The organism is Streptomyces sp. DH10 (assembly GCF_029813805.1).
GTDB lineage: Bacteria > Actinomycetota > Actinomycetes > Streptomycetales > Streptomycetaceae > Streptomyces > Streptomyces coeruleofuscus.
In genome coordinates this window covers 198,469-223,588 of record NZ_JARVKU010000012.1, presented here as the reverse complement: position 1 = coordinate 223,588, position 25,120 = coordinate 198,469, and the positions used below count along the sequence as shown (strand labels likewise).

At 68.6% G+C, this 25,120-nt stretch carries 23 protein-coding genes and 6 pseudogenes; 12 read left to right on the top strand and 17 right to left on the bottom strand.

The genetic code is table 11. The features are described from left to right. The first annotated feature begins 89 nt into the window (after positions 1 to 89). The gene (locus QC385_RS25110) at positions 90 to 617 is read left to right on the top strand and encodes a hypothetical protein (RefSeq protein ID WP_279543605.1); all 528 of its coding nucleotides are present in this window, start codon (positions 90 to 92) and stop codon (positions 615 to 617) included. Between the two features lie 16 nt (positions 618 to 633). Here QC385_RS25110 and QC385_RS25105 read toward each other — a convergent pair. The 4 genes and pseudogenes from QC385_RS25105 to QC385_RS25090 all read right to left on the bottom strand — a co-directional run. Beyond that, positions 634 to 759, bottom strand: a pseudogene (locus QC385_RS25105) (IS21-like element helper ATPase IstB); the annotation flags it as partial. Positions 760 to 1,379: 620 nt separating this feature from the next. After that, positions 1,380 to 1,991 carry a hypothetical protein gene (locus QC385_RS25100; RefSeq protein WP_279543604.1) on the bottom strand — a complete coding sequence of 204 codons (612 nt, stop codon included), beginning with the start codon at positions 1,989 to 1,991 and terminating at the stop codon, positions 1,380 to 1,382. Positions 1,992 to 2,540: 549 nt separating this feature from the next. Continuing rightward, on the bottom strand, positions 2,541 to 2,879 hold the full coding sequence (locus QC385_RS25095; RefSeq protein ID WP_279543603.1) for a DUF6336 family protein: 339 nt from the start codon (positions 2,877 to 2,879) through the stop codon (positions 2,541 to 2,543). 282 nt (positions 2,880 to 3,161) lie between these two features. Next, positions 3,162 to 3,263: pseudogene (locus QC385_RS25090) on the bottom strand (TerD family protein); the annotation flags it as partial. A 194-nt stretch (positions 3,264 to 3,457) separates the two neighbouring features. Between QC385_RS25090 and QC385_RS25085 the strand changes: the two are divergent. The 5 genes and pseudogenes from QC385_RS25085 to QC385_RS25065 all read left to right on the top strand — a co-directional run. Continuing rightward, a pseudogene (locus QC385_RS25085) lies at positions 3,458 to 3,748 on the top strand (transposase); the annotation flags it as partial. A 102-nt stretch (positions 3,749 to 3,850) separates the two neighbouring features. Then, positions 3,851 to 4,741, top strand: a complete 891-nt coding sequence (locus tag QC385_RS25080; protein ID WP_336621330.1) for a GNAT family N-acetyltransferase — start codon at positions 3,851 to 3,853, stop codon at positions 4,739 to 4,741. 169 nt (positions 4,742 to 4,910) lie between these two features. Further along, on the top strand, positions 4,911 to 5,459 hold the full coding sequence (locus QC385_RS25075; protein WP_336621325.1) for a winged helix-turn-helix domain-containing protein: 549 nt from the start codon (positions 4,911 to 4,913) through the stop codon (positions 5,457 to 5,459). Next, entirely contained in the window at positions 5,456 to 6,046 is a 591-nt protein-coding gene (locus QC385_RS25070; RefSeq protein ID WP_279543602.1) for a transposase, read from the top strand. The genes QC385_RS25075 and QC385_RS25070 overlap by 4 nt, the downstream gene beginning before the upstream one ends. Positions 6,047 to 6,166: 120 nt before the next feature. Further along, on the top strand, positions 6,167 to 7,000 hold the full coding sequence (locus tag QC385_RS25065) for an alpha/beta fold hydrolase (protein ID WP_279543600.1): 834 nt from the start codon (positions 6,167 to 6,169) through the stop codon (positions 6,998 to 7,000). 96 nt (positions 7,001 to 7,096) lie between these two features. Here QC385_RS25065 and QC385_RS25060 read toward each other — a convergent pair whose 3' ends face one another. After that, entirely contained in the window at positions 7,097 to 7,429 is a 333-nt protein-coding gene (locus QC385_RS25060; RefSeq protein WP_443032983.1) for a winged helix-turn-helix transcriptional regulator, read from the bottom strand. Between the two features lie 402 nt (positions 7,430 to 7,831). Here QC385_RS25060 and QC385_RS25055 point away from each other — a divergent pair, with 402 nt between their 5' ends. Continuing rightward, entirely contained in the window at positions 7,832 to 8,134 is a 303-nt protein-coding gene (locus QC385_RS25055) for a hypothetical protein (protein WP_279543599.1), read from the top strand. A 15-nt stretch (positions 8,135 to 8,149) separates the two neighbouring features. Here the strand turns inward: QC385_RS25055 and QC385_RS44320 are convergent, their stop codons facing one another. Both QC385_RS44320 and QC385_RS44315 read right to left on the bottom strand, forming a co-directional pair. After that, positions 8,150 to 8,389: a transposase gene (locus tag QC385_RS44320; protein ID WP_279543598.1), complete on the bottom strand. Its 240-nt coding sequence runs from the start codon at positions 8,387 to 8,389 to the stop codon at positions 8,150 to 8,152. After that, positions 8,386 to 8,730, bottom strand: coding sequence for a transposase (locus tag QC385_RS44315; protein ID WP_279543597.1), 345 nt, complete (start codon positions 8,728 to 8,730; stop codon positions 8,386 to 8,388). The genes QC385_RS44320 and QC385_RS44315 overlap by 4 nt, the downstream gene beginning before the upstream one ends. 161 nt (positions 8,731 to 8,891) lie before the next feature. Between QC385_RS44315 and QC385_RS25040 the strand changes: the two genes are divergently transcribed. Next, positions 8,892 to 9,431 carry a hypothetical protein gene (locus QC385_RS25040; protein WP_279543665.1) on the top strand — a complete coding sequence of 180 codons (540 nt, stop codon included), beginning with the start codon at positions 8,892 to 8,894 and terminating at the stop codon, positions 9,429 to 9,431. Here the strand turns inward: QC385_RS25040 and QC385_RS25035 are convergent. From QC385_RS25035 to QC385_RS25000, 8 genes and pseudogenes are all read right to left on the bottom strand, one after another. Next, a pseudogene (locus tag QC385_RS25035) lies at positions 9,340 to 9,537 on the bottom strand (leucine zipper domain-containing protein); the annotation flags it as partial. The gene QC385_RS25040 and the pseudogene QC385_RS25035 overlap by 92 nt on opposite strands. A gap of 193 nt (positions 9,538 to 9,730) precedes the next feature. Further along, positions 9,731 to 9,893 (bottom strand): annotated as a pseudogene (locus QC385_RS25030) (HNH endonuclease); the annotation flags it as partial. A 283-nt stretch (positions 9,894 to 10,176) separates the two neighbouring features. Beyond that, positions 10,177 to 11,667 (bottom strand): aldehyde dehydrogenase, encoded by a 1,491-nt coding sequence (locus tag QC385_RS25025; RefSeq protein WP_279543596.1) that lies wholly within the window; start codon positions 11,665 to 11,667, stop codon positions 10,177 to 10,179. 159 nt (positions 11,668 to 11,826) lie between these two features. Next, positions 11,827 to 12,552: a GMC family oxidoreductase gene (locus QC385_RS25020; RefSeq protein ID WP_279543595.1), complete on the bottom strand. Its 726-nt coding sequence runs from the start codon at positions 12,550 to 12,552 to the stop codon at positions 11,827 to 11,829. Positions 12,553 to 12,641: 89 nt separating this feature from the next. Next, positions 12,642 to 15,554 (bottom strand): ATP-binding protein, encoded by a 2,913-nt coding sequence (locus QC385_RS25015; protein WP_279543594.1) that lies wholly within the window; start codon positions 15,552 to 15,554, stop codon positions 12,642 to 12,644. Between the two features lie 273 nt (positions 15,555 to 15,827). Next, positions 15,828 to 16,010, bottom strand: coding sequence for a hypothetical protein (locus QC385_RS25010; RefSeq protein ID WP_279543593.1), 183 nt, complete (start codon positions 16,008 to 16,010; stop codon positions 15,828 to 15,830). 255 nt (positions 16,011 to 16,265) lie between these two features. Then, a pseudogene (locus tag QC385_RS25005) lies at positions 16,266 to 17,095 on the bottom strand (IS5 family transposase). Positions 17,096 to 18,125: 1,030 nt separating this feature from the next. After that, entirely contained in the window at positions 18,126 to 19,136 is a 1,011-nt protein-coding gene (locus tag QC385_RS25000; RefSeq protein WP_279543655.1) for a hypothetical protein, read from the bottom strand. A 132-nt stretch (positions 19,137 to 19,268) separates the two neighbouring features. Between QC385_RS25000 and QC385_RS24995 the strand changes: the two genes are divergently transcribed. The 4 genes from QC385_RS24995 (at position 19,269) to QC385_RS24980 (ending at position 22,941) form a co-directional block, all read left to right on the top strand. Continuing rightward, the gene (locus QC385_RS24995) at positions 19,269 to 19,940 is read left to right on the top strand and encodes a TetR/AcrR family transcriptional regulator (protein WP_279543592.1); all 672 of its coding nucleotides are present in this window, start codon (positions 19,269 to 19,271) and stop codon (positions 19,938 to 19,940) included. Between the two features lie 370 nt (positions 19,941 to 20,310). Further along, positions 20,311 to 20,541: a hypothetical protein gene (locus QC385_RS24990; protein WP_279543591.1), complete on the top strand. Its 231-nt coding sequence runs from the start codon at positions 20,311 to 20,313 to the stop codon at positions 20,539 to 20,541. Between the two features lie 108 nt (positions 20,542 to 20,649). After that, positions 20,650 to 21,432: a phosphotransferase enzyme family protein gene (locus QC385_RS24985; RefSeq protein WP_279543590.1), complete on the top strand. Its 783-nt coding sequence runs from the start codon at positions 20,650 to 20,652 to the stop codon at positions 21,430 to 21,432. 126 nt (positions 21,433 to 21,558) lie between these two features. Further along, positions 21,559 to 22,941 (top strand): cytochrome P450, encoded by a 1,383-nt coding sequence (locus tag QC385_RS24980; protein ID WP_336621324.1) that lies wholly within the window; start codon positions 21,559 to 21,561, stop codon positions 22,939 to 22,941. 56 nt (positions 22,942 to 22,997) lie between these two features. Here the strand turns inward: QC385_RS24980 and QC385_RS24975 are convergent, their stop codons facing one another. Further along, positions 22,998 to 23,768: a transposase gene (locus QC385_RS24975; RefSeq protein WP_279543588.1), complete on the bottom strand. Its 771-nt coding sequence runs from the start codon at positions 23,766 to 23,768 to the stop codon at positions 22,998 to 23,000. Positions 23,769 to 23,931: 163 nt separating this feature from the next. After that, complete coding sequence (locus tag QC385_RS24970; RefSeq protein WP_443032982.1) at positions 23,932 to 25,104, bottom strand: MFS transporter; 1,173 nt, start codon at positions 25,102 to 25,104, stop codon at positions 23,932 to 23,934. Positions 25,105 to 25,120 lie beyond the last annotated feature (16 nt).

Sequence of the window (25,120 nt, the reverse complement as noted above, 5' to 3'; positions counted from 1 at the left end):
GCTGGAAGAATCTGCTGGATCGGATGCGGCCACTGAGATGACTGGAGGAGCGAGTGACTGCTCAGCCCCGTGACGAGGCTCCGGCGACGGTGGCCACGGACGCCGGAATGCTCGTCTTGTGGGACCCGAAGCGGTTCGAGGCCGTAGTCGACTACGACACTTGGGAGGCAGAGCTCCTGGAGGACGAGGACGTCGTCCGCCATATCCAGGCAGGTGCTTTGGTTCCGCTGAACGTCGGCGGAGACGGCGCTTTCGGGGTTCTGGTCCGCTCGGGCACTGCCGACGCGCCGGCCCGGTTGACCGAGCGCGAGACAGCCCACCAACTGGTGGCCTCCCAGCCCTACCTCTTCGTTTCCCGCGGTCGTGCACTCGTGGGCGGCATTGAAGACGTCAGCGCAGACGGCTCGGACGACGTGATCGAGTGCCCCGTGCCCGAGGGCCGCCATGCTGTGATCGTCCATTTGATCGACTGGCAGGCCGAACCTGGCAGCCAGGACGAGGACGGGCGGCCCGTTCCAGGCGCCCTGCCGGACTTCGTGGTCCTGATCAACCCTGCTCGGTCCAGTCAGGAGGTATACCGGACCGCCGTGCAGACCTTCGAGGCCCCGAACGGCTGACGTCAGCGGATCGGGTTCAGGCAGCCTTGAGCTGCTGCTGTGCCTTGGTGTGGGCGAGGCAGTATGACTCGGTCCCGGTCTCGGGGATCGCGCCGTTGAAGGTGAGACGGTCGACGATGGCCGCGCAGAGCCGGGGATCACTGCGGCCGGCCCCAGGACGGGGGTCTTTGGCAGGTCGCCTCCAAGACGCCTGCCCGCATACCCCCCGGACACACCGGATCTCGACCCGCGCCGCATCCCTTACTCGTGCCGGGCCCTGGCACGGCTCCTACGCTGGAGGTGCTCGGGGCTGCGGAGGTGTGCCATGCCCGCGAGCTCTTCAACGGCGTGATCTCGTTCGGGCTGGTCAGCGTCCCGATCACAGTCCTGAGCGCGACCGAAGATCGCAGCGTGCGCTTCCGGGTGGCTGGTCAAGGGATGACTTCCCGGCGAGGGCAGCCCGTGTTCCGGTCGGCACACGTGGACAAGGGGTGCGCATCGGGTACAGGGCATCCAATGTGTGTCACGTTCCGTATGTAGGTCGGGTGGGGTGGGCCAGTCCTCGCTCCCCTTCGTGATGACCTTGCTCTTGCCGTAGTCCTTGAAGCAGGCTTGGCAGGAGCCCGGGTACGCGCCCCGCCCCGCGCCGTGCGGCCGCAGCGCGTTCTTCTCCGCCCATCTCCTTCGAGCTCGCTTCTTCGGCTGCTGCTCGCATGCCGCCCGGCGGCCTTCTGTGCCAGGGTCCGTCCCACGGGCGGATCGTGGTGGCGGAGTCAGTGCGGGTCATTCCGGGTTGTGCAGGTCCAACACGTTGCCAAACTGGGTGAACGATGAGTTCTCTCTGCACATAACGGAAACACGCGCTCGTTCACCGGGCAACAGAACGAGGAGCATCAAGGGCCCTGCCACGTCTCGTCTGGAGATCGCCGGTGTCCCGGGGGCGGCCGGTGACAAGTGCTCGATCTCGATGAGGTCCGCGTCCCCGCTCACCAGAAGCTCCCAGGTATGTACGAGTTCTCCTTCGTCACCGTCTGGGCCACGCCCGGTGTGGACAAGGGACTCGGATTCGGCGACGACGGACATGGAAGCCCCGGCGAGCGCGTCCTCGACCATGGCCGAAGTGCCCAACTCCTTGCCGACGATGCCCCCACTGAGATGGTCCGGACACTCCCAGCCACCGTCCGCGCGCCGCACGGAGTAGTACAGCTCTTCGGCGATGAGACCGTCGTCCCTGCGGTGCAAGAGCAGGACGAAGCCGAGGTCGCCGCTGATCCACACGTCAGCGACGATGACAGTGTCAGCGGGGATGGCCAAGTGGCGTGCCGCCGCGCGGTCGGTTGGTGGGTGCCCCAGCTGGAGGGCGGTCTCAGCGATGTCGGCCATCGGCTTTCTCATGATCCTCTTGCTTCCTCGTTTCTCGGAGTTCCTCGAATCGGCCCTGCATTCGTGGCGACCTTTGGGGGTGGCGCGCCGGGAGGGCACGCCACCTCTCTCATCGGTTTAGGTGCGGGGCGGCCGACGCCTTTGCGAGTCGGCCGCCCCCTACGCCGGGTTACTTGGCCATGCAGGAGTAGGACATGTCAGCCGCATATCCGTTGAAGCCGGAGACGATGACGGCCCCGTAGGTCCAGATCCTCGTCCTGGCTTCACCTGGACGTTGTAGCGGACCGCCCAGCCGATCTTGCCTGGTGCCTTCCAGCTTCCCTTGGCCTGCAGCCAAGTACATCGCGGCAGGTGATCTCCCGTGGACCTTCACCTACGGAAAGGCCGGCTCCAGCACCGCCGCCGGTGAAGGCATGCTGCTGAAGGCCTCGGTCCCATGCACCGGGCGTCCTCGCCAGCGGCGGTCGAAGACTCCTCGACCAGTGCTCGACGTTGGCGAATCTCGTACGGTCGTTCTTCGTCCGTCGTCTGCGTTGAGCGCCCGCTCCGGGCGTGCGTGGCTCAGTCGCCGTATAGCCAGCTGCCGTAACCGGCGCCGTCCACGAGGAAGTGCAGGCCGAAGGCGCCGGGGCACAGCACCAGGGCCAGCACCCCGACCCGTAGCAGGACCGGGGCCGCGACGGTGATGGGCCCGGCCTGGCCCGTGACGGTGTGCCAGTCGCGGCAGCGCCGGATGTCTCCCCCGCAGGTCCACCAGAAGAAGAGCCCGAGGAGGATCCCCACCACGGCCATGAAGACGGCGAACAATCCGACGACGCCGAGGAACGTCCTGCGGTCGTGGTGGTCGCCGACGAACAGGGAGGCCATCCCGAGCAGGGGCACGGCGGCCAGCCCGTACAAGGCTCCACGCGCGGGGGCCGCAGCGGCGAGCAGCTGGTCGATGCGCTCCCACTCCGCGAGCTCCGCCCGGCCGCGTTCGTCGTCGGCCAGGTGCTCGTGGCGGGAGTCCTGGCGCGCGTCGAAGAGGGCGTCCTCGAGGGCCGCCGCGACGACGGACCACGCCGGTCGAAGAGGGCGTGGTCGGCCGGCAATTGTTGATGGTCTGCCACCTTCAGTGCGGGCGGGGCGCTGGCCTTCTGCTGAGTCCCGAGCGGTGCCCGCCCTTCTCGCACGGCTAAAGGACTACACGGTGACTCGGTGGTCTAGCGCGATGCCAACAAGGCCGGAGGCGTAGCCACGGCCAATAGCCCGGAACTTCCATTCTGCGCCGTTCCGATAGAGGTGGGCCAGGGCTGGCGTCAACGAGCTGACGGCCGCCAGATCCTCGCGCTCGCGGACTAGGTGCTGCTGCGACGGTGCTTCCTCCAGGGCGGCCGCCGCCTCAGCATGGGCCATACCGCGGGCGGGCCGGCTGACCGAGGGGCGGCCGCCCCTCGCTTACAGGTCATCTCATTTGGCGAGTTCGATAGCTTGCTGCGGTGGGGATCGTTGAGCGACTGGTGCTGGATGAGCTGTGGGAATTGTTCCAGGGCGTGGTGCCGGAGGCACTGACTCGTCCGCAAGGCGGAGGCCGGCGTCGGCATGGTGACCGGGAGGTGCTGGCTGTGATCGTGTTTGCGGCCACGTCGGGCTGCACCTGGCAGCAGCTGCCGTCGGCCTCGTTCGGGCCGTCGGGAGCAACAGCTCACCGGCGCTTCACGGAGTGGTCGAAGGCCAGGGTGTGGGCGAAGGTCCACCGCCTGGGCCTCGACGAGCTCGGTGCCTGCGGCGCCGGTGCCACCGAAGTCCAAGGTCGCTCTGTGCGCGGCGATACGCCCTGGTTTCCGGGCGGGGATGTCGAACCGGGCCTTGCAGCGCAAGTACGGGGCGAAATGAAGTGGCGTCGCTGGTGTCCTGTTGCTTGGATGCCCGGCGTGACTTCTGCTGATGTTGACGATCACCCTGAGCGGGCATTGCTGGACCGGCTCGAGGAGTACTACGACGCGGTCCCGCGGCACGGCGCCCGCGTTGAGGACCACGGGCCGCTCACCCTGTTCGTGCGGGAGGGCCAGGGCTGGCCGTTCTACGCACGTCCCGCACGGGGATGGTCCGGACCGCTGGAGTCCACCGACGTGCAGAAGGTTCGTGCCCGCCAGCGGGAGCTGGGGATCCCAGAGAGTTTCGAATGGGTCGCCGAGACCACGCCCAAGCTGCGGGCGGCAGTCGAGGAGTCGGGACTCGTGGTCCACGAACATCCGCTGATGGTGCTCGAGCCCGGTACTCCCGCAGCTTCCTTGGAGGGGTTGCCCGGCAGCGTAGAGGTGCGGATCGTAGGCGCGGACGATCCGACACTGCCCAGCGCCCTGGCCATTCCTCACCTCGCCTTCGCCGAGCCTGGAACCCACGTCGGCCTCGCGGGAACACCCCAACTGACGGAAGCGATCGACGCCGGCGTCGCCGACGGATCGGTGGAACGCGCGACCGTGCGTATCCGGGCAGGTCTGACGGCGGTCGCTGCAGCTGTCGAGCACGGATCAGCGCTGTCCGCGGGCCAGCACCAACCGCTGGCAGGAGTCAGCGAGATCGTCGGCGTCGGAACGCTCCCCGCAGCTCGCCGTCGCGGTCTCGCACTCGCGGTCACCGCAGCGCTGGTGGCCGACGCCCGATCGCGGGGCGCGGCAACCGTCTTCCTGTCGGCTGGTGACGAAGATGTCGCGCGGGTCTACGCCCGACTCGGCTTCCGCAGGATCGGTACGGCGCTGATCGCCGAACCCTCGGAATAGGCCGACTCCGTCCACTTCGCAGTGGTGTTACTTCTCACAGACATTTCCGGGCTCTGTGATCGACGAGTGGGGTCCAAACTCGGATAGAGACGGTGTCCGTTTCACCTACGAAGCCACGTGACCCAGCCAATTGAGACAGCTCTTTACTGATATTTCGTAAGTTCGGTGGGTGTGGTGGGCGTGTGGGTGGGAGGCTGTCGGGGTGGCATATCAACCTTCCCCTTCGGTTGCCGGCTCCTCCCTTCCTCCTTTGTCGCGGCCTCAGTTGGCGGAGGCGCGTCGTGTTCGGGCAGTCGAGTTGTTCGAGGGTGGCGTCTCGAATGCGGAGATCGCGAGGGCGGTGGGAGTGTGTGCCGAGAGTGTGCGGCGCTGGCGGCGGGTGTGGGAGCAAGACGGTGCTTCGGGCCTGCGCAGACGGGCAGCCACCGGACGCCCACCCAAGCTGGACGACACCCAGGTCGAGATGGTCCGGGCCGCGTTGGAGCAAGGTGCCCAGGCTCATGGTTTCGAGGCCGACCTGTGGACCCTGGAACGAGTCGGCGCGGTCGTCACCCGGGCAACGGGGGTGGTGTTGTCGAGGGCGTCGGTGTGGCGGCTGCTGACCGGCCGGCTCGGATGGAGCCTGCAACGGCCCGAGCGGCGGGCGGTCGAGCGGGACGAGTCGGAGATCGCCCGCTGGATCGCGCACGAGTGGCCGCGCATCAAAAAGGGGCCGTGAACACACGTGCCTGGATCGTCTTCCTCGACGAATCAGGCGTCTCCCTGCTCCCTCAGGTCCGCCGCACCTATTCGCCCCGAGGGCGGACTCCGCTCCTGCGGCACCGTCTGAACTGGAAGCGCGCGTCGATGGCCGGAGCCTTGGGCTACCACTCCACCGACCCCGATCGCGGGGCCCGCCTGTGCTTCCACCTCAAGCCCGGCAGCTACGACACCGCCGGGCTCATCGAGGTCCTGGAGCACGTGAAGGTGTTCTACCGCGGCGAGCGAGTGGTCCTGGTCTGGGACGGCCTGTCCGCCCACTGGAGCCGGGCGATGCGGGCCTGGGCCGCCGAACAGGACTGGCTCACCCTGGAACGATTACCCGCCTACGCTCCCGAGCTGAACCCGGTGGAACTCCTGTGGTCCTCGCTCAAGAAGCGTGAACTCGCCAACCTCGCCGGCGACCACCTCGCCGATGTCGCCGACGCCACCGAGCAAGGCATCCACCGCATCAACGCCAACCCCCGACTGCCATGGTCATTCCTCGCCCACACCGGCCTGACCATCCGCCCACCACACCCACCGAACTTACGAAAAGATCAGTAGGGCGTGTTTTAGAACTGGGGTCCGTGCCTCGCCTGGTGCCGTGATGACCGAAGCAGTCGTCAACTCCACGACGACATTTGTACAAGACCGATGGTCGACACCCCACGCATCATCACTCGCATGAATGAGTACGACGTTGAGCATGTACATGGAATACATGTGGTCCACGATGGCCCTCGACAGGCGCTACCGCTGCTGCTCATCCACGGATCGGGCGCCTCGGGCGGCTCCTGGAGCCCGATGGTCCCGGCACTCGCCGGTCATCATCACGTCCTCCGGGTCGATCTCCCGGGCTGCGGCCAGTCACCGCCCGCGGCGTCCTACGACGTGCCCGAGCAGGCGGTCCACGTAGCGGCGCACCTGGACCGCCTAGGCCTCGGTCCCGTCACCGTGGTCGGACACTCCAGTGGCGGCTATGTGGCCACCGCGCTTGCCGAACAGCGCCCCGACCTGGTGAGGTCGATCGCGTTGATCAGCACCGGCCCAAGCTCCGACGCGCTCCTCCCGCAGCCGCTCGTCCTTCGCGTCCTGCTGGGCCCGCCGTTCGGGCCTCTCCTGTGGTCGAGGCGTTCAGACGCGATGATCCGCAAGAGGATCGGGGCGACGGCTGCTCGTCCAGTGGATGTCCCGGACGACGTGGTCGCCGAGATGCGGGGCACCACGTACCGCACGTTCAGGACGGTGCTGCGCCGGAACACGGAGTACATCGCCGAGCGGAGTGTGCCCGAGCGTCTCGCCGCCCTCGACGTGCCCGTACTGGCGCTTTTCGGCGCTGCCGACCCCCGTTGGGAGCCGTCGTCGGTGCACCAGTACGACGCGGTGCCGAACGCGCGGGTCGAACAATTGCCCGGGGTCGGGCACCTGCCTATGCTCGAAGCGCCCGAGGCGACCAGCAAGCTGCTTCTCGATTTTGCGGCTTCCCCAGACTTCTCGGTGTCCGCGGCCCAGCCATAGCCGCCGGTCGGCGGTGGTCTTCCCGGAGTACAACGACCCGCCCCGTACGACGGATGCGGCGCCGTCCGGTGCGGCACGCGCCAACGCAGGTTCGAGTCAGCCGATGGAGGAGATGCCGCCCTCGCGAGCATCGAGCAGCTCGTCCCAGTGCTCGGACGCCCATCGGCACGCGGCGGCCAGCGGCTCCAGCGTGCTGCGGCCCAGCGGTGTCAGCGCGTACTCCACCCGCAGTTTCGGGTCGGCGTGCACCGTGCGTGACACAAACCCGTTCCGCTCCAAGCCGCGGAGCGACTGGGTGAGCGCCTTCGGGGTGACGCGGCCCAGTGGCACGCGGAAAGCTCGCCGCGCTGGCCGCCCTCGGACTGGACTGGGCAGCCGTGTAGCCGTGTGGAAGGCTGCATCAGGGTCCGTGCCGGACGCAGCCGGCATCGGGCCCTCTGCACGTATCGGAAGCGGGAGGACCGCGGCGACGCAATGCACGGCTTCGGATGCCGTGTTCGAATCAACCGAACACTTCCTTCCAAATTCGGAAGGCCAGGCGTCTACCCGCTGTTTCAGCGGTTCTGGGTCTTCATCCAGCGAACGAGAGCCTTTTAGACGGTGGGGGCATCGGGGCCGGCGCACGCCTCAACGAGAGTGCGGTTGAGCTCCCGACGAGGGATGCGGCTGCGCTTCAGGGCGTCGGCTATGTCCCGCAATTGCTGTGGTAGGAGCGGTCCGCGCGGTGGCTGAACTCTCGCACGTTTTGCATGCCCGGGGCTGCGGCGAGACCCTAGAAATGGCGAGGCTGCCGCCCGGCAGGCATGACTCGCAGTCGTTATGGGAGGTCTCATGGCTGTCCTGGTGGAGGTCGAGATTCCGGGAGTGACAGCGCAGCAGTACGACACTGTGGATCAGCGTGTGGGCGCGCGAGCGGAGCAGCCTCCCGAAGGGCTGCTGTTCCACACGGCGATCATCACGGACACAGGTTTGCGGGTCGTTGACCTGTGGGAGTCGACCGAGGCGTGTGAAGCGTTCATCGCGAACCGGCTCCAGCCCGTCATCAGGGAGGTGGGCTACCCCGAGCCGTCGTCCGGGCCGAAGTTCTCGAATGTGCACTATCACTTCGAGCGGCGGCAGCCGGTCGGCGCCTGAGGTTCCCCTTCACGGTTACGGGATGCTGTACTGGTATCCGCCGTCGGCCCAGACCTTGGTCATGCCGGGATGTGACGCGGCCAGGTCGTCGAGCAGGAGTTTGCCGCCGGTGGTGTCGTGCACGTTCGCGGCGGTGACGAGGACGGCCAGCACCAGTCCGAGCGTGTCGGTGATCAGGTGCCGCTCGCGCCCTTTGATCTTCTTGCTGGCGTCGATGCCCTGGCTGGTCTCGGCGACGTTTGCCGAGGTCTTCACGCTCTGCGCGTCCACCACAGCCGCGGTGGGCTCCGTCCTGCGGCCGTAGCCCGCCGTGTCTTGTCGCGTAACAGGTCATGGACCTGCTGGGTGGTGCCGTCGGCCTCCCATTTCGCGTAGTAGTCGTAGACGGTCTTGTACGGCGGGAAGTCGTGCGGCAGGTACTCCCACGGGATGCCGGTGCGGTTGACGTAGAGGATCGCGTTGACGATCTCTCGTAGGTCGTGCACCCGAGCTGCCATGCCGGGTCCGGCCCGTCTCGCCCGCCAGGTGGTGAAGACCGGCTCGATCAAGGCCCAGCGGGCGTCGGACACATCACTGCGGGTACGGAGGACGAACACTCACGTCTCATGCAACGACCACCCACTGCGCCAGTCACAAAAACATCCCAGAACACCAACTACCGAGATCAGATGCCCTCTGCCGCGGGCACCCGATCGAGCCAGCCGCCTCCACCTGCCGTTCGGGACCCTCCCGCACCCGGACATCTAGGTTCTCGTCCATGTGGTCGACTCTTGGGGATTGGCTTGTCCTCCTGACGACGTTCTTGCTCATCGTGCTGGAATTGGCAGCCGGCACGGGCCTCACCAAGCTGCTCTTCGATGGGCTCGGCGCCCTCCCTAGTGCCTACGAGGCGAGGGAAAGGGACGGAGGACAGGAACTGGCTGTGATCTGGGCGGCGTGGGTCATGCGCCTCGTCGCCGACGTGGTCTTGCTGCCCGTGCTGGGCGCGGCATACGTGGCGGCAGGTCTGCGGCTGCTCGATGCGAGCACGCCGACACGCCTGCTGCTGGCACTGCCGTTCATCGCCATCGGCATACCGCTGTTCTTGTCTTTCCTGTTCCTCTGGGACCACCCTGACGGCAGGGTGGGATTCTCCACCATGACGTTGGCAGTGATCGCCCTCCTGACCGGTTTCTTCGCCGGGGGGTGGGCCGTCAGCTGGGACTGCTGTGGTGAGGGCGGCTGGAGCGGTCGCGCATCCCGGACGCGCCCAGTTGCCGGCAGCGGCCTGCCCACCGTGCGGCGGTGGTGTGGCTGACCTGGAAGCGTTCCGCGGCCCTCCGCAGCGGCCAGCCGTCGTCCACGACACACCGGGCCAGACGCAGCCTGCCGGTCGGCGTCAGCGGAGCATTACGGTGGGACACGAGGGCCTCCTGCCGGTCGGCGGTAGATGTCGCAATCCACACCGAACCCAGAAGGCCCTCACCTGTTCAAGCACCCAGCATGCGTGTCACCAACGTCCTGGGACAGCACACCTAGATCCCCGCTTCGCCTCGATCGATGACGGAGGAGACGGCGCGGCTCAGGTTGCCTCTGGCCAGGCGCGCAGCAGGTCGGCTATGCGACTGGCTCGTATGTCACCGGTCTGATCCGGGCAGCCGGCCGCCACTTCGCGCAAGGTGGCCGCCTCGGCTTCGTCGGCCGTAAGGCGCCAGCGGAGCTTCGTTGCGACCCACTCGGCGACGTACCGACAGTGCACCTCGGCGGCAGGCGGTAGCCACCACAGGCGGCCACAGAGCGACCTCACGCCGGACACGACGTACGGGCCGTCCGCCCATGAACCCAGGTGAACGCCCATGCACACCGCCCACCGTCCCACCACCACAGTTGGAAAACGTGTTGGGGGCAACCCCTCACGAGTTCGAATATCGTATCCTCCGCCAGTGCCTCACCGGACACGATGTCGAATGGCCCCGTCGTTCGTGGTGGGGCCCTTCGAGGTTGTCGTTTTCGTCTCGGTCGGGTTCTCGGTCCGCTCCTGCTGCGCCCTCCGGGGGCTTTGCTCAGCCTGGCTGTCCGTGGGCTGTTTCGTTGGGGAGGTTGATCGTCTTGTACTCGGTGAAGGAGCTGAGCCCCTCGGGCCCGAACTCTCGGCCGATGCCGGATTCCTTGTAGCCGCCGAAGGGCGCGCCGAACTCGATTCGGTAACCGTTGATCGTCAGGCTTCCGGTGCGGACTCGGCGGGCGATCCGCAGGGCGCGGTCCTGATCATTGCTCCACACGCTTCCCGACAGCCCGTACTTGGAGTCGTTGGCTATGCGGACGGCGTCGTTGTCGTCGTCGAATGGGATCACGACGAGTACCGGACCGAAGATTTCGTCCTGGGCGATGCGCATGCGGCTCTCGACGTCGGCGAAGATCGTCGGTTCGACGTACCAGCCCTTCGCCAGGCGCGAGGGGCGGCCGCCGCCCACCGTGATCACCGCGCCTTCCTGCCGCCCACTCGCGATGTAGTCCTCGACCCGGCGTCGCTGGCGCTCTGCCACCAGTGGGCCGACCTCGGTGGCGGGATCGTGTGGATCACCGACCGTCAGCGCGGCCGCGGCCTGGGAGACTGCGTCGACGACCTGGCGGTAGCGGCTTCGAGGCGCGAGGATCCGGGTCTGCGCCAGGCAGTGCTGGCCGGACATCATGATCGCGTAGGGCATGAGGGCCGGCACGACGCTGTCGAGGTCGGCGTCCTCCAGGATGATGGCGGGCGACTTCCCGCCGCATTCCAGGGTGACCCGCTTGAACTGCTCACCGCAGAGGGCGGCGACCCGTCGTCCGACCGCTGAGCTGCCGGTGAAACTGATCTTGTCGACCTGCGGATGGCGCACCAGCGCCTCGCTGTTCGCCCGGTCGGCGGGGACGATGTTCAGCACGCCCGGAGGCAGGTGCGCTTCCATCGCGGCCTCGGCGAGCACGTACGCGTCGAGCGGCGTCTCGGGCGCCGGCTTGAGCACTACGGTGCAACCGGCGATGAGTGCGGGGGCGAGGTTCACCATCGTGAGGATGAGCGGGGCGTTCCACGGGACGATCTGCCCGACGACGCCAACCGGCTCCCGGAGGATGCGGGACGTGCCGGTGAGACCTGCTCGGTCCTGCTCGAAGGGGAAGGTCGCGACGAGCCCCCGGAAGTAGTCGAGGAGCATGACGGGAACCGGTGCCTGGAGCTGATGGGAGAAGCTGATCGGCGAGCCCATCTCCTCCGTGATCAGCCGAGCGATCTGCGGGACGCGCGACCGGAGATGGTCGGCGAAGGGCTCCAGGGCGTCCGCTCGCTCCTGAGGCGACATGCGCGGCCACGGTCCGTTGTCGAAGGCAGCACGGGCCGCGCGGACAGCCCTGGCAACGTCGGCGGGCGTCGCGGAGGGAGCCGAACCGATCTGCTCCTCGGTGGCCGGAGAGATGACCTCGAGCAGGTCGGCGGACTCCGGCTCGACCATGTCACCGCCGATGAAGAGTCGATCCTGGACGAGGGCCGAGGCTTGGACGGTCGCGTGCGAAGACATCGCCGACCTCCTTGTCGTCAGCGGGTCAAGGGCGCCGTGGTCCTGGCCCACCATTGGGTTGTCAGTCCCATGGTGGGCAACCGTGAGGTGACTTCGCATCACTGAGCCAACGCTGAGGTTTTTCACGCGCGACCATGATGTTCCCGCCACATGTCAGGCTCACCAGCCGCCGTCGGCGATGAGTGCGGCGGCCCGCCCACCGATCATGACCGTGGTCGCGTTGGTGTTCGCCGAGACGATCGAGGGCATCACTGAGGCGTCGGCGACGCGCAGTCCGTCGATGCCGCGCACCCGCAGCTGCGGATCAACGACCTTGCCGATCGCGCAGGTCCCGACGAGGTGGAAATAGGTGCCTGTGCAGCGCGCCACGTAGTCGCGCACGGCGGCCCCACGGACGGCGTCGGGCCCGGGCAGCACCTGCCGACCGCGCCACTCGGCCAGGGCGGACGCCGCGCCGATCTCGCGCGCCCGCTGGAACCCGATCAACAGGCGGCGCACGTCCTCCTGCTCGCCGAGGTAGCCGGGGTCGATCAGCGGCGCCTGTGTGGGATCGGGGTCGGCCAGTCTCAGCGTGCCGCGCGAGAGCGGCGTCATGACGGCGAAGCCGATGGTGTAGCCGTTCGGAGGGCCCTGAAGGTCCGGTGGGTGGAAGGGCACGTCGATGAAGACGAACTGGAGGTCGGGCTCGTCCACGTCCGGCCTCGTGCGCTGGAGCGCGGTGACTTCGCCGTGCTGGTTGGCGCCGGGCTCGACCGGCCGGCGTGCCTCGTAGGTGATGCCGGCGAGCGGGTAGTCGTGGAGGTTCGCGCCGACGTCCGGGAGGTCTTCGACGACATCGATGCCGAACTCGCGCAGGTGCCGCTTGACACGACGCCTCCGACACAACGTCTGACACGACCTTGGCGGCCTGGGCGGCGCCTTGGCGTCGATGGATCGACGCTGACCTTTGCCGCCCGAGTCCCTGACGATTTCCCCTACGGGGACGCGGGCTCATGCGAGCCGTCGAGATGCTCTGCGAGCTGCTTGCGCGAGGTGATGTCGAGCTTGTGGAAGACGTGGCGCAGGTGGGTCTCCACGGTGTGCAGGCTGATGACGAGCGCTTCCGCGATCTGCCGGTTGGTGAGGCCCTGGGCGGCGAGGCCGGCGACGCCGCGCTCGGCGCCGGTGAGTGCGTCGACACCGGTGAGCGCCAGCCGACGAGGCCGCGCACCGCCGGCTCGAAGCTCCTCGCTCGCCCTCTGCGCCAGCGCGGTCGCCCCACAGGACCAAGCTCCGTCCATTCCGCTCTCCAGCGCGGTCCGCGCCTCGGAGCGCCGACCCCGGCGACGCAACGAAGCGCCCAACTCGACGAGGGAGCGTGCCCACTCAAGGCGCGCCTGCGAGTCCTCGAGCACCGCCACCGATTCCCGCAGCAGGTCCACCCTCTCGTCCGGGGCGCCCGTCAGCGCGGCCGCGCGCAGTGCCACCCCGAGCGTTCCCGGGGCCCCGAACACCCGGGCAAGCTCGAGCTCTTCACGGGCCAGCCGACGTGCCGCATCGGCGTCCGTGCCTGCCAGCGCGAGTGCCGCCTGCGACCGCCAGGGCACGACAGCGGGAGTCAGAACCGCACCCTCCATCCGGGCGCCCAGGGCAAGCAGCTCATTGGTCGTCTCCGCCGTCCGGCCCTGGGCGGCCCGCAGCCGGGCGCGCGCGTCGATCAGAAAGGAAAAGAGCAGCAGAGGACTGTCGGCGTCGGCCAACCCGGTCTCGGTCAGCAGCCGCTCGGCGTCCCCGGTCTTCCCGCGTTCGATCATGGTGTCCACCAGCACGGCGACTGCCATTGGAGCGTGCAGGGAGTGAGCCGGCGGCCTACTGCCGGACGGTCCGGTCCCCGGATGGAGGTGCGCTGCCTCCAACGCGGCGCGAGCATCGGCCTCGGCTTCGGCCAGCATGCCCACGCGGTGGAAGAGCGTCGAACGGAGCACAGCCGCGTTCAGGAACTGCGCGGCCGACCCGTGTCGGCGTGCGTCCTCCACCTCGTCGTCGAGCAGCCGCCGGGCGAGCGAGTGGCTCTCGGCCAGGATCAGCGCCACGAAGAGCTGGGCCTTTATCGGTCCGCGTGCGAACTCGGGCGCCTGGTACCAGCTGCGGACCGCTTCCTCGGCCAGGCGGAGAACCCGAGCGGCCGGTTCGTTGGCGAAGAGTGCCTCGACCGCCGCCAAGCTGGAGATGTGGGGAGGGACAGGTTCGCCGGCGAAGGCGGGCGAGGCGACCTGCCGGACACGGTCACGTAGTCCGCGCGGTGTCGAGAGGTCCACCTGCAGGGCCCCGGCCACGGCTGCCTCCAGGAGCAGCGCGCCCTCGGAGTCCCGCTCGGTGGCCTCGGCGATGAGGCCGTCCAGAGCGGGTGCGACCTCGCGCGCGCGGTCGGACCACACCAGTGCCGTGCGCAGGCGGTACGCGATCTCGATCTTCGTCGCCATGTCGTCGGTGCACTCCAGCGCACGCCTCAGATTTTCTGCGGCCGCTTCGAACTGGCCTGCGTTCTGCTCAGCGGTACCGAGTTCGCGCAGCAACTCGGGCCTGGACGTGTCGTGTGCCGACTCCGCGAGTGCCCGCTTGAGGTAGCGCACCGCGAGGTCGGGCGCGCCCTTTCGGGTGGCCGAGCGGGCGGCGTCGATCAGGATGTCGACGACCTCTCCATCGCCGGCCGGGGCAGCTGCCAGCAGGTGCGACGCCACGTGCTCGACCGCGCCCCCCGCGTGCCACAGCAGCCGGGCGGCCTCCCGGTGCTCTCGCGCCCGCCTACGCGGGGGGAGCCCCGCATAGATCGCCCAGCGCACGAGTGGGTGCGTGAATGCCAGGCCATCGGCGACGCGCAGGATACTAATCGAGACAAGTCCGTCGACGGCCTCGTCGCAGCTTGGTGGGTCGAGCCCTGCCAGTCGGGCGGTCAGCACTACGTCGGCTCCGTCGCCCAACACCGCCACGGCCGCTGCCAGCGCCGTGGCCGACGGCGGCAGGCCCGCCAGACGCAGATTGGTCCACCGCGACACTGTTTCCAGGCCCATCTCGCCGACCTGCTCGACTGCTGCCGAGGTCGGCTGGGCACCCCGGGCACGCAGGGCGCCGATCAGCTGCGTGACCAGGAACGGGTTACCCCCCGTCATCGTCCAGCAACCACGGACGAACCCCAGCTCAAGGGGCACTGCCGCGAATGCGTCCTGCAGCAGGGTTCGTACTGCGTCGAGCGTGAACAGACCCAGTCGGACGATCTCGACCTCCGGGCCCGCGACCAGCTCCGTGAGCAGCAAGCCGTGAGCGCCGGGGTCCTCCGGGCGCACTGCCACGGTCAGCAGCACTGGCAGCCCGTCCACGCGCCGAGCCAGATAGCCCAGGAACCGCAGCGACGGCACATCGGCCCAGTGCGCGTCGTCGACCACGATCATCAGCGGCGCGCGCGCCGCCAGCTTCGCGGTCAGCCCGTAGAGCCCGTGCAGCGTGGCGAAGCTGCGATCGCCGCCGCCGACCGGTTCACCGAGACGATCGGCGCGGCCGCCGCCGAGCAGCCATGCGGAGGGAGCGGCAGCTCCTTCGAGCAACAGCTCACGCTCGCCGTTGTCCGCGCCCGTCAACACCGGCTCGAACAACTGCCTGGCGACGCCGAAGGCGAACTCGGTCTCCATCTGCCCGCCGCGAGCGCTGACCACGGCCACGCCGCTCTCCGCCGCAAGCTCCATCGCGGCTCGTAGCAGCCGGGTCTTGCCGATACCCGCCGAGCCCTCCAGCGCCACGACCGCGCCTCTGCCGGCCTTCGCCCCTGCGATCGCCGCGCCGAGACACCGCAGCTCGCCCTCACGCTCAAGCAGCCGCGGCTTGGCGCCGACCCGATCCAGTCCGTCAGGCACCAGAGACCACCGGGCGAAGGCCCGCTTCCATGGCGCACGCGCGTGCGCGACCGGACGGCTTCACGATGGCGATGGCTCTCTCTCGGTCTCCGGACAGCTGCTCCCGCCGCCCACCATCTCCCTCTCACCGTACGAAACCATGTGCTGGACGGCCACGGCTGAATACGGCGCTGAGCAGGCAGCCGAATCCAGACTCTGGTCGCAGTCCTGGCGAGTCCAGCACCGCCCACCGCCCGCCCTGGCTCGGTCACTGACGGGCGCTGGACCGACACCTCAGCCGTGCAAGCCCAGCTCGCCCGCGCGCATCCCGGCCTGGAACCGCGAACCCGCGCCGAGGGCGTTGAGGCGTTCGGCGACGCGGCGACGGTAGGTGCGCAGGGACATGCCGAGTTCCCGTGCGGCTGTCTCGTCGGTGGCGCCCGAGCCCAGCGCCCGCAGGACAGTCCGGCTCGGCATCGAGCTGGGGCTGGTCGCCGTGCAGGAACGCTGTGAGATCGGTGGCGGTTTCCCAGGCGGCTTCGAACATGCGCGTAGATCCCGCCGACGACTGGACGCGGTGGTCATGGTTTACTCGCGGCCTTCGGGGGCGTTCAGGCCGGCGAGGATCGCGAACCGACGGTCGATGATGATCGTCTCACCTCTGGACTCTCCTTCTCACGCCGGAGACGCGCGAGCCAGCACCCAGCGACGGATTAGGTCGTGTCCGCAAAGTCAGGGCAGCCAGAGTCGTAGGCAGGCGAGGGTGACCAGGGCTTCGTAGTGGCGGGCGCGTTTGTCGTAGCGGGTGGCCAGGGCCTTGTTGTGCTTGAGCTTGTTGAAGCAGCGCTCGACGACGTTGCGGCGCCGGTAGGCGGTCCGGTCGAGTCGGCAAAGGCCCTCGCCGCGGCGGATACGACCGTTGATCTGGTCGATCCGTTCCGGGATCGCGGCCCTGATGCCTCGCCTGCGCAGGTAGGAGCGGATCTTCGTGGACGAGTAGCCTTTGTCCGCGACGACCCGCTCCGGCCGCGTTCTGGGGCGGCCCGGCCCGCACCGGCTGACGTTGATGCGGGCCATGACCTGCTCGAACTGGGTGCAGTCGTTGACGTTTCCGGCGGTGATCGTGAAGGCCAGCGGTCGGCCCTGCCCGTCGCAGGCGAGGTGGATCTTCGTGGTCAGCCCGCCGCGGGACCGGCCGATCGCCTCGCCCGACCAGAGCCCCCTTTTCGGGCCCCGGCCGCATGCTGGTGGGCCCGCACGGTGGTGGAGTCGACGCACACGACTGTCCAGTCGACTGCGCCGACGGCATCGCAGTGCTGCTGGACGTGGGCCAGGAGCCGGTCCCAGGTGCCGTCTGCCGACCAGCGGCGGAAGCGTTCGTAGACGGTCTTCCACGGCCCGTAGCGTTCGGGCAGGTCCCGCCAGGCCGCACCCGTGGACAGCTTCCACAGAATCCCGTTGATGACCTGACGGCGATCCCGCACCGGCCGGCCCATTCGCGGCGGGGCCAGCAACGGCTCGATCACCGCCCACGATTCATCAGTCAGCTCATGACGACGCACCACGAACAGACCAACGACGCCGCCACTTTGCGGACACGACCTAGCCGCACTGGCGCATCAGTGCCTTCCCACGCCCGGCTTCACCGAGGCCAAAACGGCGGACATGCCTATCAGCTCGCCTTGGCCCGGATGCACGGAAATCGAGCTCTAGCGCAAGGGCTTCTTTACCGACCACTGACAGATCGAACAGCCGTGTCATTCACGTCTTATCCTGCGGTTGGGGCGACCGGTGCCGGTCGCCCAGAACAGGACACTCCACGATGACGACTCCCGTGCCGCCGGTCACAGAGCCAGACCCGTCCGCGCTGACCTGCCCGGGCGCCACGGGCACCAAGCCGGTAAAGGCGTCAACCGACGCCTGACACCTCTCGACAGCCGGGCGGTACGCACCATGGCGCGTACCGCCCGGACTGCCGCTCCTGCGGCCCGGTCAACCGTCAGGCCGTGCCGGCGTTTCGCGGCGGGTGAATCGGGTCACCGGTCAGCACCGAACAGGATGTCAGTGCCATCGCCCTGCGCCTCATACCCCTCCCCGTCCAGCACTGAAGTGCAGAAAAGCCAGTGCAAGACCCACAAGTACGGCCGCGGCGGCTGCCCCTGTGCCAATGGTGCATGGCACCGGCCATGGAGAAGTGGGGCCCAGGCGTGCGGTACATCAACACCCGCTCCTGACGTCCCCTAGCACTCCAGTCGTAGATCGCGACCTGACGTGGTGTCATTCATCGAGGGCGAGTCGGATTGGTAGTGGTGCCAGCGGGCTCGGGCATGGTGGTGTCGTCGCCAGTCGGACCAGTTCAGATGCCGGACTACCCGGGCGCGCATGGCCGGCGGCGGTAGGTCGCGGATGCTCGTGGTGAGCAGGTGAAACAGTCGCTGGGCCTCGGGGACGGTCAGCGCGATCGCGCCGCAATCGGCCGGCGGGTCCTGGTCGGGATCGTCCGAGTTCGGCGAATTCCGCTGCCATCTGCTCGGGATCTGCACTGCGGCGCAGTGCAGATCCCCCAGCCCTGGTCATTGTGTGCGGGGTCTGTCACCTCCGATACCGCTGCGCCACTGCCGTGAAGGCGGCCTTGGGCTCCCATTCCATGTCGGGGTAGGTCTGCCCCCGGCGCCCTTCGAGGAGTTTGACGATGCCCAGCCCGGCCCGGTCCAAGTCGTCCCTGGGGTCTGCGTCTGGGCGGTGCGGGTAGCCGGGCAAGGCGAACAGGAACACGAACGCGCTGTCCACGCCCTCGGTCTCGAAGATCTCCAGCAGTTCGCTCAGATAGGCGGCCTGGCCGGCCTCGTCACGCTCGTATATGCCGTTCAGCCGTACAGGGGCCTTGGTCTGCGGGTCGTGCTCGACCACTTCCAGCACCCGCCCGCCGCGGTCTCCCGCGCCGCGGTAGGCCGCGGTGCCGAACCCGGTGATGGCGAGCGGCTTCGGGCCTTGGGCCAGGGTGCGCACCGCGTCCCGGAACCGGTCGGCGACCTCGGCGGAGCGGATCAGCTCGAACGTCACGATGTCGAAGGGAGTCCAGTCGACCTGCTCGAACTGGATGGATGCGTAGGTGAGTTTGCCTTGGAAGCGCTTGCGGACCGTGGCCGCGGCCTCGCGGAGGAAGGCGTTGATGCGTATGCCGAGTTCGCGCATCGCTTCGGCCCGCCGCTCGGGTTGGCTCATCAGCTGCTCGACCCGCTCCTCGGGGCTCTGGCCGGGCAGGAAACCGCGGTTCATCACGCTCAGCTCGACCCCTGCGACGAACACGACTGTGGCCCCCTGCTGCCGGAGTCGTTCCGCTCGCTCGGCGCAGTCGCGGAAGAGCGTGAGGATCTGCTCCGGGTCCAGCTCCAGCGGATAGGGAGAGAACCAGACCTCCAGGCCGAGGTCGGCGGCGGCACCGGCGGCCAGCTCCAGTCGGTCCGGGTCGCCGCCGATGATCTGGACCGCGTTGCAGTGCAGGTCGTCGCGGATGATGGCGAGCTCGCGACGGACCACCGCAGGCTCGAAGTGCTCGCGGGACATCTGGCCGTGCACGACAAATCCGGTGTCGTAGGTCATTCCTCTTGCTCGCATGTGCCGTCCTCTCTATCGGTCCCGGTCGGGTCGGAGACTGACAGGATAAATGCGTGCACGCAAGTTTGCGCGGGCGCAACTTTGCGTGCACGCAGGCATGTGTGGAACGCTGACGCCGTGACGACAACACCGCCAGGGCTGAGGGAGCGGAAGAAGCAGGCCACGCGCGAGGCGCTACGCGAGGCGGCCCTGCGCCTGGCCGTGGAGCGGGGACCGGACCAGGTGCGGGTTGAGGACATCGCCGAGGCGGCCGGGGTCTCGCCGCGCACCTACAACAACTACTTCGCCAGCCGCGAGCAGGCGATCGTCTCCGCTGTTACCGCGGACCGGGAGGCGCGGCTCGCGGCGGCGGTCGCGGCCCGGCCCGCAGGAGTGCGCCTGGCCGACGCCGTCACCGAAGCAGTGGTCGAGCAGTACACGAACACCGGCGAGCGCGAACACGAGGCGCTGCTACTGATCAGCACCCAGACCGCGCTGCGCGACGCGTTCCTCGATACCACCGTCGGCATCGAGCCCCCTCTCACGGCGGTGATCGCCGAACGCCTAGGTGAGGCCGGAGCACACACAGCCCGCGTTCTCGCGGCAAGCGTGGCCGCAGCCGTTCGCATCGCGCTGGAAGGCTGGCTCCGGCCGGACGGGAACGCAGAGGCCGCCGGGGCAGAGGCCGCCGGGAGTTTCGGCGCCCGAGGGCTGGTCGTGCCCTCCGGCTCACTGCCCGACCAGCTCCGCGCGGCGCTGGCCCCGCTCGCGCCCGCGTTCGACGCCGCCGAGCGAAGCACCCAGCCGTGAAGGTGACCCAACTGGGGCACCGATGACCTGCGCATCCGCTTCGTCCCGGTGTCCGGCGCTGCCACCAGCAAGAACCCGCGGGCCACGTCCCTGGCCTGCTCAGCCGTCCGCATGCCGCCGTCATCGCCGGGCTCGTGGTCTTCCTCAGCCGGCTGCACCATCACGGTCTCCGGCGGCTCGGTACTTTGACCACTACCGACTCCCCCCGATGCACCGCATCAGCCCGCAGCCCACTCCCCCGCCCGACTCCCCAACCGCCCTGCCCGCCAGGTGGAAAGCACCGATGCCACCCCTTGAGATGGAGACAGACATATCACCCGAATACTGGCAGGCTGTGAATCCGTCACGCACCACGCTGAGGACCCAGCGCATGGCTCACGAAACCCCGACCATCCCGCCAGCCCCCACTCCTCGCCCCGACCTCTCCCTGGCTCAGGACTGCAACCCCTGCCATGAATGGGGCACCGTCGTCACCCCCGCCGGCCGTCACGAGCTGTGCCCGGCCTGCCAGCGCCCCACGAGCGAAGCCATCAACCCGCAGTGGCCCGGAGAACCGATCGGCCCGCGCGTCCGGTTGGCCACGACGCTCGTGAACCCCTGAACTGCTGAAACCCGCATAGGCGCTTAGTTGTTCTTTAACCTCTGCCCCTCCCTGGTGCGCCTCCTTTAACGGGGTGTTCATGGCGGCCTGATCAGACACACTGGTTCGGTGCAGCATGATGAAGAACAGCCGTTGTCCGGCGGCAATGTCAGCGATGGTGTCGTTCGAGTCGGAGATACCGTCCGCCGTCCGACCGGACCGTGGACTCCCGCAGTGCACGCCTTGCTCACGCACCTGAACGAGGTGGGATTCCGGGCGGCGCCTCGTCCTCTGGGCATTGACGACCAGGGGCGCGAAGTCCTGACCTTTGTGCCGGGACATGTGGTGTGGCCCGACCGGTTCTCTCTGGTGGAGCCCGCTCGGCAACTGGCTCGCGTGGCACGACTGATCCGGGACTTCCACGATGCAGTGCAGGGCTTCACGCCACCACCCGACGCGCACTGGCAGGTGCTGATCCTCGCCGAGGGCAGCGACATCATCGCCCATCACGATCTGGCCCCATGGAACCTTGTGATGGCAGACGAGTCCCAGTGGGCCTTCATCGACTGGGACACCGCCGGCCCCGGTTCCCGCCTGTGGGACGTCGCGTATGCCATGCACGGGTTCATCCCGTTGTCCGCGCATCCTGACTGGCAACGCCGCGACGCGGGCGATCGACTGCGAGTCTTCGCCAACGCCTACGGCCTCGATGAAGCCGAACGCCGTCGGCTGGTCCCTCTGCTAGGGCGCCGTACCCGTCCCATGCACGACTTCCTGCGCGACCAGGCCGCCCGGGGTATCCACCCCTGGGCAACACTGTGGGCCGCAGGCCACGGCGACGCCTGGCGAAGCGACGCCGAGTACATTGAACAGCGCGAAGACCAGTGGGTACACGCCCTGCTCGCCGACTGAGGCACTGAGGAAGCAGCGAGTCGGCTACGCGGCGTTCGACATACTGAGCCATGAACAACAGTCGGCCTCATCGGCGTGATCGGGACGGTTCTGTCCGTCGCGATCGCAGTAGAGACCCTGATTGCCGTGAAGGGATTCCCCGTGACGTCCGCTGCGCCTCTCCCCATACCCCGGGCCGCAGGATCGCTTCCGTTCATCGGCCACGCTCTGAAAATGCGCGACAACCTCGGCTTCATCGACTCGCTGCGCGACTCACGAGAGCCACTCGTCGAGATCGTCCTGCAACCCGGAACGCGCACCGTCGTGGTCCAGGACCCGGCCCTGATCCACCAGATGCTCAAGGCCCTGGCGCCCTCTCTCGACAAGGGCCGGCTCTATGACAAGCTGGGCCAGCTGCTGGGCGACAGCGTCGTCACCGCCACCGGCCGGCCTCACGTACGCAAACGCCGTCAGTTGCAACCGGCGTTCGCCCACACCGAGATCAGCCGGTACGTCGACATCATGCGTGACGAGATCACGGCCACGGTCGCCGGCTGGGAGCCCGGGCGGGCCCTCGACGTGCGTGAGGCGATGGTCGGGCTGAGCCTCGACATGCTGGCCAAGACGGTGTTCTCCGGCAGCCTCGACGACGCCGTCTTCCGACGGCTGCGCAGCGACCTGTCGGTGGTGATGAACGGCGTCGGGGTGCGCCTCATGCTGCCCGACTGGGCCGAGCGCCTGCCGCTGCCCTTCAACCGCCGCTTCGACCGGGCCCGGGCCGGCGTACGCGCCACCGTCAACACCGCCGTCGACGAACTGCAGGCCTCCGGACACGACACCGGGGACATGCTCTCCATGCTGCTGCGCGCCATCGACGAGGAAACCGGCGAGCCGTTGACCGGACATCAGATCTGCTCCGAGATCCTCACCCTGGCCGTGGCGGGCACCGAGACCACCGCGTCGGTGCTGTCCTGGACCCTGTACGAACTCGCCCGCCACCCCGACATCGAGGCCCGTGTCCTGGCCGAGCTGGACGAGGTCCTCGGCGAACGGCCGGTCGCCTTCGACGACGTGACCCGGCTGCCGTACCTGAACCGGGTGATCACCGAAACTCTGCGGCTGCACCACCCCGGCTGGCTGGTCACCCGCCGCACGACCGAGGAGACCCGGCTCGGCGAGTGGACACTGCCCGCCGGCATCGAACTGGCCTACTGCCAGCACGCCCTGCACCGCGACCCCGAGCGCTTCCCCAATCCGCTCACCTTCGACCCGGACCGGTGGAACGACGCCGCGCAGGAGCCTCCGCCAGGCGCGTTCCTGCCCTTCGGGGACGGCAAGCACAAGTGCATGGGGGACCGCTTCGCCCGCACCGAAATGGTCACGGCGCTCGCGACCATGCTGCGTGCGGTAGGGCTGGAACTCGCCGAGAGCCAGGCCATCCGCCAAGTCGCCCGGCTCACCGTACGGCCGCGCGCCCTGCGGATGACCGTCCGCCCCCGCAACCGCCCCCGAGCCGAGGTGGGCCACTAAAGGGTGTTGCAGAAGGTCGGGTTCGGGCAGGCCGGGGTTGTGCTTGACCTGCTGTTTCACCCAGCCAGGGCGAGGTTGTGCATGGTGGCGACGGCTTGGACGGCGTGATGGAGGCCGTCGCCCCTTTGGCGGCAGTCGCGGAGGATCTTCCAGTTCTTCATGCGGGCAAAGGTGTGCTCGACGCGGGCACGGACCCGGCGGTGTTCGGCGTTGTCCTCCTCCTGACCGCGCAGGAGGGGGCGTCCGGCTCGTCGGCGGTGCGGGATGATCAGACCGGTGCCCAGGTAGGCGCCGTCCGCGATCACCGTCGTCCCGGCCGCCGCGGCCGGCAGGTCCGACTCCCGCCAGACGTGGGCATCGGCTTTGTTTCCGGGCGCCGGCCGAGCCGAGGCGACGACCAGGCGGGTGTCAGCATCGATGATGACCTGCACGTTCGCCGAGAAGCGGTAGTTGCGGGAGGAGGCGCCGACCTGCCGATCGCGCACGGGAATGAGGGTGCCGTCCACGATCCACAAACGCTCGACGTCCGCGACGGGCCGCGGCGCCGGCTCCAGCGCGAGCAATGGCCGCAGGCGCTGGATGACCCGACACACCGTCGCCGAAGAGATCCCGAACAGCGGGGCGAGCTGCCGCATCGTGAGGTTCGTGCGGTAGTACACCGCCACCAGCAGAACCCGGTCCGCCAGGGGCAGGCACCACGGCCGGCCACCACCGGGCCCGTTCCCGCCCCGTTCCCGTACCACCTTCACCAGCCTCGCGAACCGGTCCATACGCAAGCCCGTGAACGTCTCCACCCACACCGGCTCAGCCCGCAACACCCCACCCATACAGGGAAAATGCCCGGAGCCGAGCCTTCTGCAACGCCCTTTAGCGCGCGTCTCGTGGATGGGTGGGTCAGTTGATCGGATGCGTCCGTCCGAGCAGTGATCACTGATGCGCGTATTTGCGGGCGTTCGTCATGGTCGCCCACCTGTGGGCCACCCGGATCGGTTACCCGGCGGCGTCGCCGTGTCGGCGGTGGTGGTGTCGTCCGGGCCGGCTGCGTACGGCGCCGGTGACAGTCCACGGTGCAATGAGCGCGGCGGCCAAGGAGAGGGCGGCCAGGAGGAAGAAGAGTGGTCCGTAGCCGCCGAGGGATACGGCCAGGGCGGCGCCTACGAACGGTGCGAGGGCTGCCGCTGTGTGGGCGGGCGCGGCGAGGAGGCCGGAGAGACGGCCGTAGTGGGTGGTGCCCCAGCGGTCGGTGATGGCGGTGGCCTGGAGGAGGGTGAGGTTGCCGCGGATCATGCCGGCCACAACCGACACGGTGATGAGCAGGGCGTACGGGCCGCGGACGGCGGCGAAGGCGACGGTGGTGAGACCCCCGAGCGCGATCAGGATCGTGGTGCGGGCGGTTGCGGTGGTGCGTCGGGCGAGGGCGGCGTACAGGGTGCGGCCGAGAGTCTGTCCGGCGCCGCCGATGCCGAGGGCCCAGGCGGCCTGGTGGGTGGTGTATCCGCGTTCCAGGAACAGCGGGATGAGGGCGACGACGACGGCGTACATCGCGAAGCTGGACAGGGTGAAGGCGGTGGCGAGTAGCACGAAGGCACGGCTGCGCCCGGCCTTGGCCGCGCCTGTGGCCGTGTGTGCAGGGCTCTTTGGGGCGTCGGGCCAGGGTGCGCGCAGTGCCAGGGCGTGGGCGGGGATGGTGACGGCGGCGAGGATGGCAGCGAGCGCGAGGTAGGTGTGGCGCCAGGACAGGTGGTCGGCGAAGGCGGCTGTCAGGGGTGCGAAGACGGTGGAGGCGAGTCCGCCGGCGAGGGTGACGATGGTCAGGGCGCGGACGTGGTCGGGGGCCCACCAGCGGGTGAGGGCGGCGAACGCGGGCTGGTAGAAGGTGGCCGCCATCGCGAGTCCGGCCAGCGTCCAACCGGCGAAGAAGACCGGCAGGTTCGGGGCCGCGGCCACGATCAGCAGGCTGACGACGCCGAGCGCAGAGCCGATGGTCATGACGGCGCGCGGGCCGCGCCGGTCGAGGATGCGTCCGACGCGGATTCCGGCGAGGGCGGAGACGATGAGGCCGAGCGAGAACGCTGCGGTGGTCGCCCCGGCCGGCCAGCCGGTCGCGGCAGTGATCTGGGGGTTGAGGACGGGAAAGGCGTAGTAGACGATGCCCCAGCTCACGATCTGCGTCAGGCAG